Source organism: Halorubrum sp. PV6, assembly GCF_003990725.2.
Taxonomy (GTDB): Archaea; Halobacteriota; Halobacteria; order Halobacteriales; family Haloferacaceae; genus Halorubrum.
Genome location: NZ_CP030064.1, coordinates 2,493,015 through 2,505,393, shown reverse-complemented (window position 1 = coordinate 2,505,393; position 12,379 = coordinate 2,493,015). Strand labels below are relative to the sequence as shown.

General features: G+C 70.7%; 11 protein-coding genes and 1 other RNA gene. 4 read left to right on the top strand and 8 right to left on the bottom strand.

Features of this window, described 5'->3' with window-relative positions; genetic code table 11:
* Window positions 1-76 precede the first annotated feature (76 nt).
* The 3 genes from DOS48_RS26555 to DOS48_RS26545 all read right to left on the bottom strand — a co-directional run bounded on the left by DOS48_RS26555 (window position 77) and on the right by DOS48_RS26545 (window position 1,572).
* Window positions 77-220 carry an HVO_2523 family zinc finger protein gene (locus DOS48_RS26555; RefSeq protein WP_168654267.1) on the bottom strand — a complete coding sequence of 48 codons (144 nt, stop codon included), beginning with the start codon at window positions 218-220 and terminating at the stop codon, window positions 77-79.
* Window positions 221-336: 116 nt separating this feature from the next.
* Window positions 337-900 (bottom strand): hypothetical protein, encoded by a 564-nt coding sequence (locus DOS48_RS26550; protein WP_127118593.1) that lies wholly within the window; start codon window positions 898-900, stop codon window positions 337-339.
* A gap of 96 nt (window positions 901-996) precedes the next feature.
* On the bottom strand, window positions 997-1,572 hold the full coding sequence (locus DOS48_RS26545) for a cysteine hydrolase family protein (protein WP_127118592.1): 576 nt from the start codon (window positions 1,570-1,572) through the stop codon (window positions 997-999).
* 298 nt (window positions 1,573-1,870) lie between these two features.
* Between DOS48_RS26545 and DOS48_RS26540 the strand changes: the two genes are divergently transcribed.
* Together DOS48_RS26540 and DOS48_RS26535 are read left to right on the top strand one after the other, a co-directional pair.
* Entirely contained in the window at window positions 1,871-3,595 is a 1,725-nt protein-coding gene (locus DOS48_RS26540) for an Hvo_1808 family surface protein (protein ID WP_127118591.1), read from the top strand.
* A 102-nt stretch (window positions 3,596-3,697) separates the two neighbouring features.
* The gene (locus DOS48_RS26535) at window positions 3,698-4,864 is read left to right on the top strand and encodes a nicotinate phosphoribosyltransferase (RefSeq protein ID WP_127118590.1); all 1,167 of its coding nucleotides are present in this window, start codon (window positions 3,698-3,700) and stop codon (window positions 4,862-4,864) included.
* A gap of 30 nt (window positions 4,865-4,894) precedes the next feature.
* Here the strand turns inward: DOS48_RS26535 and DOS48_RS26530 are convergent, their stop codons facing one another.
* On the bottom strand, window positions 4,895-6,469 hold the full coding sequence (locus DOS48_RS26530; RefSeq protein ID WP_244629345.1) for an NAD(P)/FAD-dependent oxidoreductase: 1,575 nt from the start codon (window positions 6,467-6,469) through the stop codon (window positions 4,895-4,897).
* Between the two features lie 103 nt (window positions 6,470-6,572).
* On the opposite strand from DOS48_RS26530, the gene DOS48_RS26525 reads away from it, so the two are divergent.
* Window positions 6,573-7,631 (top strand): Brp/Blh family beta-carotene 15,15'-dioxygenase, encoded by a 1,059-nt coding sequence (locus DOS48_RS26525; RefSeq protein WP_127118589.1) that lies wholly within the window; start codon window positions 6,573-6,575, stop codon window positions 7,629-7,631.
* A 63-nt stretch (window positions 7,632-7,694) separates the two neighbouring features.
* On the opposite strand, the gene DOS48_RS26520 is transcribed toward DOS48_RS26525, so the two are convergent.
* A complete protein-coding gene (locus tag DOS48_RS26520) occupies window positions 7,695-8,297 on the bottom strand; it encodes a TIGR00296 family protein (protein ID WP_127118588.1) in 603 nt (200 codons plus the stop codon).
* A 157-nt stretch (window positions 8,298-8,454) separates the two neighbouring features.
* Here DOS48_RS26520 and rnpB point away from each other — a divergent pair.
* Window positions 8,455-8,767, top strand: an RNA gene (rnpB, locus tag DOS48_RS26515) — RNase P RNA component.
* A 548-nt stretch (window positions 8,768-9,315) separates the two neighbouring features.
* Here rnpB and DOS48_RS26510 read toward each other — a convergent pair.
* The 3 genes from DOS48_RS26510 to DOS48_RS26500 form a co-directional block, all read right to left on the bottom strand.
* A complete protein-coding gene (locus tag DOS48_RS26510) occupies window positions 9,316-10,257 on the bottom strand; it encodes a CPBP family intramembrane glutamic endopeptidase (protein ID WP_127118587.1) in 942 nt (313 codons plus the stop codon).
* A gap of 68 nt (window positions 10,258-10,325) precedes the next feature.
* The gene (locus DOS48_RS26505; RefSeq protein ID WP_127118586.1) at window positions 10,326-10,871 is read right to left on the bottom strand and encodes an NUDIX domain-containing protein; all 546 of its coding nucleotides are present in this window, start codon (window positions 10,869-10,871) and stop codon (window positions 10,326-10,328) included.
* Window positions 10,872-10,925: 54 nt separating this feature from the next.
* Window positions 10,926-12,341 (bottom strand): helix-hairpin-helix domain-containing protein, encoded by a 1,416-nt coding sequence (locus tag DOS48_RS26500; protein WP_127118585.1) that lies wholly within the window; start codon window positions 12,339-12,341, stop codon window positions 10,926-10,928.
* Window positions 12,342-12,379 lie beyond the last annotated feature (38 nt).

Genomic DNA, 12,379 nt, shown 5'->3' with positions numbered 1-12,379 from the left:
AACATACGAGTCGAACCCCAAGAACATAACAGTTCGCACAACATAGTTTGGTATCCAACCGGCGGGCTCTCGACCATCAGTAAAACGTGTCACTGCAGTCGTACACGACGCCGTGTTCGGGGCACACGTACTTACAGTGGCGGTGATACATCGGCGTCTCGCACAGTGGGCAGGGCCGCCCGCCGACATCGCCGGCGGACGCGCCCTCGGCGTCGCTCATATAACCTCTACGAGCGCCGCCGTCATAACCGCTGTCCTCGGAGGCCCACAACGCGCCCGTTCGGAAACAATCGCGACGGCTATGGGTTAAGAACGACGGCTATAGGTTACATACGGTCACTCGTCGGCCAGCGAGTCGTACACCGACTGCGCGACCGTCTGCTCGCCGAACGGGAGCGTCACGACCCCGCCCCACTCCTCGTCGGTCAGCGCCGACACGGTCGCCTCGTCCAGTTCGACCCGCCTGACCTCGGTGCCGTCGAGCGTCATCGACACCACGAACCGCTCCGGCTCGTCGGTCGCGCCCGCGTCTTCCAACCCCGTCCGGAGCCCCTCGACGCCCGCCTCGCCGAGCGAGACGTACACGAGGTGTTCGTCGTCTTCCGTGATCACGCCCTGAACGCGGGCCAGATCGCCGGCGCCGAAGAGCCGCCGGTCGTCCTCGCCGTCGCGGAGCAGCCGCGCCTCGAACGGGGCGTCGGGGTCGACCGGGACCGAACCGCCCTGTTCGCCGTCGTCGCCCGCGCCGACGCTCGCGTCGCCGCTCACCGGGTTGTCGGGGCCGGTCCCGCCGGCCGCCGCGTCGTCGTCCGTCACCGAGGCGGCGCCGGCGAAGCCGACGACACCGACCGCCACCGCGGCCCCGACCCCGCCCAAGATGCCGCGCCGAGAGAGTTCCATACGCGTCTCGACCGCATCGCGGCTAAAAAGGCTTACACGCCGATTCACGCGGCTGATAACCGGCCGCGCGTCGCGGTCGTCCGCCGGTTTCCCCTCCTACGAGTCGAACGCGACGGCGTCGCGGGTCGTCGTCTCCCCGAACAGCCAGTCGGCGTGGTCGACGGCGTACTCCCGGTGGTCCTCGGTGATGTAGCCGAGCGCGTCCTCGACGACGACGGGCCGGTAGTCGCGGAGCCCCGCGCTGCCGGCCGTATGGAGCACGCAGACGTTCGCGAGCGTCCCGCAGATGAGCAGGTCGTTGATCCCGTGCGCGTCGAGATACCCCTCCAGATCCGTCCGGTAAAAGGCGTCGTAGGTGTGTTTCTCGACGACGTGGTCCGCCTCGCGCACGTCGAGGTCGGCGACGAGTTCGGCGTCCCACGACCCCTCGACGACGTGTTCGCCCCACCGCTCGAACTCGTCGTAGTAGTGGGCGTCGTCGAACTGCTCCGGCGGGTGGACGTCGCGGGTGTAGACGACGCTCGCGCCGGCCTCGCGGGCCCGGTCGACGAGCGCCGTGACCGGCTCGACGGCCGCCGCGCTCGGCTCGGCGTAGAGGCTCCCGTCGGGGTGACAGAAGCCGTTCTGCATGTCGACGACGATAACCGCGGTCTCGGTCGGATCATACGGCATGGGCGCCGGTAGGACCGCGAGACGCAAAAACTCCCGTCGCCGCGTCGGCGGACGGCGGCCGCTCCGCGACGAGGTCGCCGCGCGGTCAGGTCGGCCATTTATATATCGCCCGCTCGCCTCCACCGGACGTATATAAACGGCCGTCGCGGTCTGCCGGCGTCGCCGTCGACGCCCTCCACCCGGCAGGCGCACGTCGACGCCCTCCACCCGACAGGCGCACGTCGACGCACCCCACCCGACGGGTGCCCCACCGTTCCCCACCGACAAACTACTTACCGAGTCGACCGTAATCGGAGTTATGCGACGGGTCCTCGCCCTTTCGGTCGTCGCCGCCGTACTGCTCCTCGCGGTCGGCGCCGGCGCCGGCGCCGGCGCCGCCGTCGAGACCGCGCCAGCCAGCCCCACCGGGTCGGCCGCGATCCACGCCGGGGCGCCGACCAGCGCGACCCCCGCCGAGTGCGACGCCGGCGACGGCCCCGAGCTCGTCGGCTGCTGGAACGGGACCCACTACGAGGACGCGGTGGCCTTCGACCAGGCGGACGGGCTGACGCAGGCCGAACTCGCGGCGCTGACGGACCTGACGATGGCGCAGGTCGAGCACATCCGCGAGCGCCCCTTCCGCCGCGACGTGCCGGTCGAGACGGTGGCCCGGTCCGACTTCATGAACGACTCCGCCGCCGGCGGGTTCGGCGGCTCGGACCCCGAGTTCCAGCGCTGGAACGACCAGGTGTGGAAGGCGCTGTTCGTCGTCGGCGAGGCGGAGAACACCTCCGACGCCATCGGCGGTGTCTACGGTAGCGCGGTCTCCGGGTTCTACTCGCCGGCCCAAGACCGGATCGTGCTCGTCATCCCGGCGGACGAGGACCCCCAGATCGCCCCCTCCACGCTGGCACACGAACTGATCCACGCGATGCAAGACCAGTACCACGACCTCTCGCGGCCCCGCTACGCCGGCGAGACGCAGGACGGCGACCTCGCGATAAACGGGATCGTCGAGGGCGAGGCGGTACACGTCGAGGAGCGCTACGCCGCCCGCTGTGCGGACAACTGGACCTGTCCCGACCCGCCCGAGTCCGGCGGCGGGGGCGGTTCGGGGGCCGACTACAACTTCGGCATCCTCCAGACGATCCTCCAGCCGTACGGCGACGGCGCGCTCTACGTCCGCGAACTCGTCGCGGCCGACGGGTGGCGCGCGGTCAACGAGACGATGAACGACCCGCCGGGGTCGACCGCCGAGGTGATCCATCGCGACCCGGACTACGAGACCCGCGATATCGAGTTCGAGGACACCGCCACCGGCGGCTGGGAGACCTACCCCGACCAGGGTGTCGAGGGCGCCGACACCGCCGGCGAGGCGTCGATGTTCGTGATGTTCTGGTACCAGAGCTACGAGTACGGCTACTCGATCTTCGACCCGTCCGCGAGCGTCCGAGAAAACGTGCAGGTCCACACCCAGACCGACGAGCGCCTCGAGACGCGGTTCACCTACAACTACGAACACCCCGCGACCGCCGGCTGGGCCGACGACGAGCTGTACCCCTACCGAAACGGGGATCGCGACGGCTACGTCTGGGCGACGGAGTGGCAGACGACCGCGGACGCGACCGAGTTCCGCGAGGCGTACCTGCGGATGCTCACCGCCCACGGCGGCGACGAGTTCACCGCCGGCGAGGTGTACGAGATCCCCGACGGCGACTTCCGCGGGGCCTACGCCGTCGAGCGCACCGGGACTCGCGTGACGATCACGCACGCCCCCGCCCCCGACGGCGTCCGCGACCTCCGGCCGAACGCCGACCTCGCCGTCCCCACGACCTCCGACGGCGACGAGGCGGGCGACACCGACGGCGACGACGCGGACGGGGCAGACACCGACGACCCCGACATCGGGTCCGGCGACGACGGCGGCGACGACGCCGGCCCCGACGCCGGCACCGGCGACGGCACGCCCGGGTTCGGCGTCACGGCCGCGCTCGTCGCCCTCCTCGCGGTGGTGGCGTTGGGCGCGCGTCGCGTCCGGCCCTGACCGATCGGCGTCGTCGCCCGCTCTTTGACCGCCCTCTGCTCTCTCCTGTTCCACTCGGAAGACTCGGATGGCTTTTCTCCCCACGCGGTCGAACTGTCGGGTATGACGGAGTTCGACATCGTCGACGCGGCCGCGATCCGGGAGGGTCGGGCGACCGACGCGTACTTCGAGCGGACCGCGGCCGCCCTCGAACACGCGGGGCGGAACCCCCGCGTCGTCGCCGAGGTGACCGCAGATCAGTTCCCCGACGGCGACTTCGAACTGTTCGCCGGGCTGAAAGACGCGGTCGCGCTCTTGGAGGGCCGCGACGTCGACGTCGACGCGATCCCGGAGGGCCGCCTGTTCGACGGCGGCCCGGTGATGCGGATCGAGGGGCCGTACCTCGCGTTCGCGCGACTGGAGACCTCGCTGCTCGGATTCCTCTCGCACGCGTCCGGCGTCGCGACCGCCGGGCTGGACTGCCGCGTCACCGCGCCGGACACCCAACTGCTCTCGTTCGGGGCGCGTCACGTCCACCCGTCGATGACCGCGATGGTCGAGCGCTCGGCGCTCGTCGCCGGCTTCGACGGGTTCTCGCACGTCGCCGCCGGCGAGACGCTCGGCCGGGAGGCGTCGGGGACGATGCCGCACGCCCTCGCCATCTGCTTCGGTCGGGGCGAACAGGAGGCGGCGTGGCGCGCCTTCGACGCGGCCGCCGACGAATCGGTCCCCCGGATCGCCCTCTGTGACACCTACTCCGACGAGGTCGACGAGGTGTTGCGCGCGGTCGAGACGCTCGGCGACCGGCTCGACGGCGTCCGGCTCGACACCACGGGCTCGCGGCGCGGCGACTTCAGGCACATCATCCGGGAGGTGCGCTGGGAGCTGGACGTTCGGGGGCACGAGGACGTCGACGTGTACGTCTCCGGCGGTCTCGGTCCCGCCGACCTCCGTGAGCTGCGCGACGTCGTCGACGGGTTCGGCGTCGGCGGGTACGTCTCCAACGCCGAGCCGGTCGACTTCGCGCTCGACGTGGTTGAGGTCGACGGGGAGCCGGCCGCGAAGCGCGGCAAACTCTCCGGCACGAAGGCCGTCTACCGCACCGCGGACGGCGCGCACGCGGTCGGACTGGCGGGCCGCGCGGGCCCCGACGGCGCCGAGTCGCTCATGGAGCCGGTGATCCGCGACGGCGAGGTGGTCGCGGACGAGCCGTTCGACATCGACGCGGCCGCCGAGCGCGCGCTCGCCGACGCGGCGGCTGTCGGGTACGATTCGGAACCGACGGCGTGATTCGCCCGGCGCGGGGTCGCTCGCCAGCCGTCACCGCGACCGGGGCGGCGTCGCCGAGCCGGCCGGCTCCGACCCGGTCGGGTGTGCCGCGTCGAGCGTCAGCCCGTCGCCGCCGAGGGCTTCGGGGTAGTCCTCTCCGAGGGCGGTCGCCGCGTGCTCGCCGCTGATGAGACACATCGGCATCCCGATTCCCGGCCCCGTGAACGAGCCGACGTAGTAGAGGCCGTCGAGGCCGGCGCGGTGGCCGGGGCGGAGCGGCCCCGTCTGGAAGAGCGTGTGTGCGAGCCCCAGCGCCGTCCCCTGCGGGTCGCCGTAGCGGTCGGCGAAGTCGCTGACGCAGGCGGTCGTCTCGGAGACGATCCGGTCGCGGAGGTCGACGCCGGCGTGTTCGGCGAGGTCGGCCAACACCTTCTCGCGGTAGCGCTCGCGCACCGCCGGCCCGTCCTCTAAGCCGGGCGCGATGGGGACCAGCGCGACGACGGCGTGGTGGCCGTCGGGCGCGACCGTCTCGTCCGTCTCGGAGGCGACGGAGAGGTAGTAGGCGGGGTCGTCCGGCCAGCGCGGCTCCTCGAAGATGGCCTCGAAGTGGTCGGACCAGTCGGTCGGTAAGACGAGCGAGTGGTGCGCGAGCGGCCCCACGTCGCCCTCGACGCCGAGGTACAGCATGTACGCGGAGGGCGCGTAGGTGCGGTCGTCCCAGTAGCCAGGGTCGTGGTCGCGGTCGCTCGGGTCGAGCAGTTCCTGCTCGACGTACGCCGGGTTGGCGTTGCTGACGACGAGGTCCGTCCGTCGCGTCCCGGCGTCGGTCGTCAGGTCGAACGCCCCGGCTCGGCCGTCGATGGACCGCACCTCGACGCCCGTCTCTATCCTAACTCCCCGCTCGCGAGCGAGGGTCGCGAGCGCGTCGACCACCCCGGCGATGCCGCCCTCGGGGTAGAAGACGTTCATGTTCAGGTCGACGTGGCTCATGATGCTGTACAGCGCCGGCGTGTTGTACGGCGAGCCGCCGAGGAACACCAGCGTGTACTCCAACAGCTGTTTGAGCTTCGGATGGTCGACGTACCGCCCCACGTAGTCGTCCATGTTCCCGAACAGGCGGTATCGCGGGGCCAGCGGGAGGAGGTCGGTGTCGACGTAGTCGCGCAGCCGGTCGCGGCCCTCGTACACCACCCGGTCCATCGCGAGGTCGTAGTTGCGCTCGGCGCGGTCGAGGTACTCGGCGAGCGCGTCGCCGGCGCCGGGCTCGTAGGACTCGAACACCTCGTGGACGTTCTCGCGGTTCGGCGCGATGGTGGCGCGGTCCCCGTCCTTCCAGAACACTCGGTACTGGGGGTCGAGCCGCTCCAACTCGTAGTAGTCTTCGGGCTCTCGGTCGAAGTGCCCGAAGAAGCGCTCGAACACGTCCGGCATCAGGTACCACGACGGCCCCGAGTCGAACCGGAAGCCGTCACGTTCGATCACGCCGGCGTGGCCGCCGACGCGGTCGTGGCGTTCGAGCAGCTCCACCTCGCCTCCGGCGTCGGCGAGGTACGCGGCGGCCGCGAGGCCACCGAACCCCCCGCCGACGACGGTGATCGTCGGGTCGTCGCGAAGCTGGTCGGCCATATCCGATCGGTACGTGACCCCGACCCTTGGCAATTCGTGCCGTTCCCGGAGCGTGGGATCGCGCCCGGACGGATTTTGTTATCCCGTCCGTACGTCCGCTGTAATGTCCCTGACCGTTCAAAAGCGGCTGTGGCGGTCGGTCGGCGGGACGCGGACCCACCCGTCGATCGGGCTCTCGCGGGCGGCGCTCGCGGCGCTCATCGCCGGGTTCGGCGCGGTCGCGCTCGCCGGCGTGTCCGTTCCGATCGAGGCACAGATGATCGTCTACCTCGTGGGGATGATCGCCCTGAACCTCCCGCACGGCGGGTACGAACACTTCGAGAACCTCAGGCGGCGGCGACCGTCGTTCCGCTGGCGGTACGTCGCCGCGTACCTCGGCGGGATCGCCGGCTTCGTCGGCCTGTTCCTGATCGCCCCGGTCGCCGGCCTCGGTCTCGCGCTGGTCGTCGCGATGGCGAAGGGCGGAATCGGCGGGGTTCGCGTCCTCGAAGCGACCGTCGGCGTCCCGCACCTCCAGACGCGGCCGCAGCGAGCGCTCGCCGCCGCGGTCCGGGGCGGCGCCGTGATGCTCGTGCCGATGGTGTTCCACAGCGACACCTTCTACGCGTTTAGCACGCTCATGGTCGGCCTCGTCGACGCCGGCGCGCTCACGCGCGGCCCCACCGACACGGTTCGCGGGGTGATCCTCGCCGGCTACGCCGCCGCGCTCGTCGCGCACATCGCGCTGGGCTACGTCCGCGGCGGCGGTCGGGCGTGGCTCGTCGACGCCGGCGAGAGCGTCCTGCTGGCCGTGTACTTCGCCGTCGTCCCGGTGCTCGTCGCCGTCGGGCTCTACTTCCCGTTCTGGTACTCCGCCCGCCAGGTCGCGCGGACGGCGACGGTCGAGGCCGAGCCGGTCGGCGAGGACGACTGGGACCTCGTGGGGGGTGACTCCGTGTCGGCGGCCGCGCTGCGGGCGTGGGCGCTGATGGCGGTCGGCGCGCTCGCGACGTTCACCGTCGTCGCCGCGCTGTACGTCGCGTTCCCGAACCCCTTCGCGGGGTCGTCGCTGCTGCCCGGCGCGGTGGCGTTCTGGAGCGTCGCGATCAGCATCATCGCGCTTCCGCACGTCGTCGTCGGCGACCTGTTCGACGCCGACAGGGGAATCTGGTACGTCCCGTGACGTGCGGGCGGCTCGCCGCTCGTCGTCGGGCGGAGAAACGGGGTCGTCGTTGCGGTCGAGTCGTTACAGCTCTTCGACGGCGCCGCCGTCTGCGCGCTCGCGGAACACCTGTCCCTCGATGAGCGTCACCATCGTCTCCTCGTCTTCCCACGCGTTCGGCGCGAGCTTGGCCTTCCGGCAGGCGCGCGAGAGGAACTCGGCGCCGGACCAGTTGTTCTCGACGGGCACCGTCGGGTAGAGCCAGCCGTGCGAGTTCCCGCCGTCGACGGCGACGCCGTGGGTGCCGATCTGTAAGTCGGCGAGCGGGTCGTTGGTGAGGACCGTGTTCGAGACGATGAACACGGAGACGGTGATGTTGTCGAGCTCCTTCGGCTCGACCTCGGAGCCGCAGGAGTCGCCGGACGCGGCCTTGATGGCGGCCTCGACGATGGCGTGACCGAGCTGATCGGACGTCTCCCACGCGCCGGCGCAGCCGCGGAGCCGACCGCGTCCCCGTGTGGACTCCAGTCGCACGAATGCGCCGGTGCGGGCGTAAAACGCCTCCCGCATGCTACCGGGTTGTTCACGTTGTCCGTGTCGGACGAACGACTCGACCGCCTCCCGCGCGAGTTCGACCGCTCGTGCACCGTCGTCGTACGACAGCTGAACGGTCTGAGCCTCGGACATGATAGTCCCTTACGTTGCTGACGACTTGAACGCTTCCCTTGAGAATCCGACTGTTCGACCCCGTTCGACGGGGGGATCCGGACGGCCGACCGTCATGATCGACCCGGCCCCGCGAGTACCGAACGGCTTATTCGCGGGCGTTGGTAACACGCGGTCGGACAGAGGGAGCCCGACTCCCGTGCCCTCGGCATGAGGAAAGTCCCCCCACCGGCCGGACAGGCGACCGGGCACACGCCCGGAGTCGGAGACGGCTGGCTCTGGAACAGCAACGACACCCCCCACCCCGACCCGTGATTCGCGCGAACCGACCCGTAAGGGAAGGGAGCTAACCCGATGAGGATTGACGGGTGGGAACGGATGGAACGGCGAATCCTCGCCGGTGCAAGTTCGCGCCATAAGGTAGTCCGGCCACGGCGCGGACGCTGAGCCGAATGTCGGGACGAACCGAAGGGGGCTTACTCCCCTCAGTCCGCTTTCGTACTCGTGAGTCGTGGGTGTCGCTGACGACGTGTTTTTTATAAACCGCTACTCGTTGCTCGACGACTCTTCGGTGACCACCTCCAACGCCCCAGTCTCCGTTATACGTGATTGACGATTCGCCGATGAACACCCCCAACGCCCCAGCCGCTCGCTTATAAATAGTCGACCGCAAATCGAGAACAGACACTTCCAACGCCCCAGCCGCTCGCCTATAAACGGTCGACCGCAAATCGAGAACAGACACTTCCAAAGCCCCAGCCGCGACGACTCGCGCGACTCGCTGCGCTCCTCACCCGCTCACTTCGTTCGCGGTTTGCGGTGCTTGCGTCGTCGAGCGTCGTCCTCGCGGCTGCCCCTTTGCGTCCCACCCCGCACAGCACCGCAGCCTCGAACCTCCCCAGCCTCGTCAGTCGCCTCCGCTTCGCTCCGGCGACTGACTCCCTCGCGCGGTGCCGTTCGCGGTCGCCGACGGCGACCGCTCACGGGCACGCGCCACCGGCTCGTTCATCAAACTAACAGCGACAGCGCCGCGACCGGTTTATAATGGCACCAGCGACAGCGCCGCGGCCGCCTGTCCGGCCCCCTCCATCTCGGGACCGTACGTGATGGCGATGTAGCCGATGGTGAGGAGGAAGCTGTTGTACAGCCCGTGCATCACGGCGACGACCGGGAGGTTGTTCGTGTACTCGTACACCGCGCCGAAGATCAGGCTCGGGACGAAGAGGATGCTGATCGACGTGATCATCGCGCTCACGCCGCCGCTCAGCGAGACGATGTGCGCCGGCGCGAACACGGACGCGGTGAGCAGGATGGCGGGTATCGCGGAGAGGGTCTCCCGCGCCCGGCTCTGAATGACCCCGCGGAACAGGATCTCCTCGCACGGCCCCACGACGAGCAGCATGGCCACGATCATGATCGGGATGATGGACGGGTTCTGGAGCGTCATCTGCGCGCCCTGATTCTGTGCCGGCTGCGTTCCGGTCACCAGCGCCAGCGAACTAACGACGAAGACGGTGAATATCACCGCGACCGGCCCGACGACCGCGATCACGGTCTCGACGATGGTCGGCCGCCGGACCCCGAGGTACGCCACGATCTCCTCGCGACTCAGCCCGCGCCATCGCAGGTATCCGAGCCCGACGCCGAGGAACGCGACGATCTGCCCGACGACGAACGGCACGACGAAGGAGAGCAGGAGCGGCGGCTGCTGTCCCGTGACCTCCGAGACGAGGAAGACGCCGCCCCCGATGATCGCGGTGACGATGATGAGCCCGAGGATGCCCGCCACGCCCAGCCCGAAGGCGACGCCGACCGTCCGGAGCAGGGGGCGCTTCGACCCCTCGTCGGCCGGGTCGGCGCTGTCGACCGTCGCGTGTGCGGTGCCGGGCTCGCCGCCGTCTTCGATCGCGGCGTCTTCGTGCTCGTCGCGCGCTCGCCCGCCGTCACCGGCCCCGGTGTCGAACTCGGAGGGATCGCTCATTAGCCTCGGTAGGGGCCGATCGCAGAAATGCCTGTCCGTCGATCGGACGCGCCGGCGTCGACGCCGGTTCAGCGGTGGAGCAGTTCGTACCACAGCACGGCCGTCACGGTCCGGCCGTCGCGGAGCCCCTCGTCGACGACGGCTTCGAGCAGGTCGTCGTACGCCACCGTCTCGACCGCGATCGACTCGTTGTGGTCGAGGTCCTGCTCCGCGGTCGGCTCACACCCCGTCGCGAGGAAGTGGTGGTGGACCGAGTTCGCCAGCCCGTTCGTCGGCTCCACCGTCGTGAGTCGCTCGAAGGCGTCGGCCTCGTAGCCGGTCTCTTCGGCGAGTTCGCGCGCCGCGGCGCGTTCGAGGGCCGCCGCGTCCTCGGGTTCGACCGACCCCGCCGGGAGGGCGCGGTTGACCCGCCCGACCGCCTGCCGCCACTCGTCGATGACGACGACGTCGCCGTCGGGCGTCAGCGGGAGGACCACGACCGCCGGCGACTCGTCCACGTAGTGGTACCCGTCCGTCTCGCCGTCCGGGAAGCGCACCTCGTCGCGGCGCACCTCGAAGCCGGGGCAGCGGTAGTCGATGTCGGTGTCGAGCGTCTCCCACGCCAAGTCGTCCATGCCTCGGCGTCGGCGCTCGGCCACCTAAATCCCCCTATCGCGGCGAGCGTCCGGCTACGACCAGTCGCCGAGCGAGGCCTGCCCGTCGCCGGTGCGTCTGTCGGCCGCCGTCTCGTCGTCCTCATCGCTCTCGGCGCCGGTCGGCTCGCCGCCGATCCAGTCGGTGAGCTTCCCGCCGTCGCCGCCGGTGTCGACCGCGCCGCGACCGCCCTCGGCGTCGCGCCCCTCGCGTGCCCCGTCGCCCGGCTCGAACCCGCCGAGCGTCGCCTGATCGCTCTCGGCGAAGTCGAGCTTCGAGACGCGAACCCCGAGTTTGCGAACCCGGTCGCCGGCGAACTCGTCGAGGAGGTCCAGCGCCACCGACTCGACGAGGTCAGGGTCGTCGACGGGGCCGGGGAGGCTCCGAGCGCGGGTGTTCACCTCGTAGGGCGGCTCGACTGCCTTTATCCCGATCGTGCGATAGAGGCACCCCCGCTCGCGGGCGCGTCGGGCCACGTCGGCGGCCAGCGCGCGGACCGTCTCCCGCTTCGTCTCCTCGTCGGCCGTCGCCGACAGCGACGACTCCCGCGAGAGGCTCTTCGGGAGGCCGGTCGGGGTGACCGCCCGGTCGTCGTCGCCGCGAGCGCGGCGGTGGAGGTCGGGGCCGCGCTCGCCCAACTCCTCGGCGAGCCGGTCGGGGTCGGCCGCGGCGAGGTCGCCGGCGGTCTCGATGCCCATCTCCGCCAGCGTCCGCTCCGTCACCGGGCCGACGCCGTGGATGTCCGCGGTCGGCAGCGACGCGAGGAACGGCGCCACCTCGCCCGGCGGCACGACCACCAGCCCGTCCGGCTTGTCGGCGTCGCTCGCGACCTTCGCGGTCGACATGTTCGGGGCGACGCCGACGCTCGCGGGGACGCCGGCCTCGCGCTCGATGCGCTGTTTCACGTGTCTGGCGTACCCCTCGGCCAGCGTTCGGGCCGCCGCGGGGCCGCTCGCGGCGCTCGGCGGCGGGTCGTCGGGGTCGCCGGCGGCGTCCCACGCCGTCCGGTCGGTGACGTCGAGGTACGCCTCGTCGATGCTCACCTCGCGGACCACATCGGCGCAGTCGCGGAGGACCGCCTTCACGTCGCTCGCGACCTCCTTATAAAAGTCGAGGTCGACGGGGACGTACCGCCCGGCGTCGGCCGGGTCGGGCGCGTCCGGGTCGTCGGGGTCGGCGTCGGCGCGCCGCGGGAGCAGGTCGAGCGCCTCCGAGATGGGCATCGCGCTCTCGACGCCGAACGCGCGCGCCTCGTAACTCGCCGTCGCGACCGCGCCGATGGTCTCGCCCGCCTCGTAGCCCATGCCGACCACGACGGGTTCGCCCACGAGGTCGGGGCGACGCAGGCGCTCGCAGGAGGCGTAAAAACAGTCCATATCGACGTGGAACACGACGCGGTCGCTCCCCGCGTCGTCGTCCGCGTCGGTTCCGGGGAGCGTCCCGCCCGCCATCGCTCTGGGGTCCGCGCCGCGCGCCCTTAAGAATCAGC

What these genes read in the sequence shown, in the direction of transcription:
- DOS48_RS26555 (WP_168654267.1), bottom strand. Translation starts at nt 220, where the DNA reads ATGAGCGACGCCGAGGGCGCGTCCGCCGGCGATGTCGGCGGGCGGCCC.
- DOS48_RS26550 (WP_127118593.1), bottom strand. Translation starts at nt 900, where the DNA reads ATGGAACTCTCTCGGCGCGGCATCTTGGGCGGGGTCGGGGCCGCGGTG.
- DOS48_RS26545 (WP_127118592.1), bottom strand. Translation starts at nt 1,572, where the DNA reads ATGCCGTATGATCCGACCGAGACCGCGGTTATCGTCGTCGACATGCAG.
- DOS48_RS26540 (WP_127118591.1), top strand. Translation starts at nt 1,871, where the DNA reads ATGCGACGGGTCCTCGCCCTTTCGGTCGTCGCCGCCGTACTGCTCCTC.
- DOS48_RS26535 (WP_127118590.1), top strand. Translation starts at nt 3,698, where the DNA reads ATGACGGAGTTCGACATCGTCGACGCGGCCGCGATCCGGGAGGGTCGG.
- DOS48_RS26530 (WP_244629345.1), bottom strand. Translation starts at nt 6,469, where the DNA reads ATGGCCGACCAGCTTCGCGACGACCCGACGATCACCGTCGTCGGCGGG.
- DOS48_RS26525 (WP_127118589.1), top strand. Translation starts at nt 6,573, where the DNA reads ATGTCCCTGACCGTTCAAAAGCGGCTGTGGCGGTCGGTCGGCGGGACG.
- DOS48_RS26520 (WP_127118588.1), bottom strand. Translation starts at nt 8,297, where the DNA reads ATGTCCGAGGCTCAGACCGTTCAGCTGTCGTACGACGACGGTGCACGA.
- DOS48_RS26510 (WP_127118587.1), bottom strand. Translation starts at nt 10,257, where the DNA reads ATGAGCGATCCCTCCGAGTTCGACACCGGGGCCGGTGACGGCGGGCGA.
- DOS48_RS26505 (WP_127118586.1), bottom strand. Translation starts at nt 10,871, where the DNA reads ATGGACGACTTGGCGTGGGAGACGCTCGACACCGACATCGACTACCGC.
- DOS48_RS26500 (WP_127118585.1), bottom strand. Translation starts at nt 12,341, where the DNA reads ATGGCGGGCGGGACGCTCCCCGGAACCGACGCGGACGACGACGCGGGG.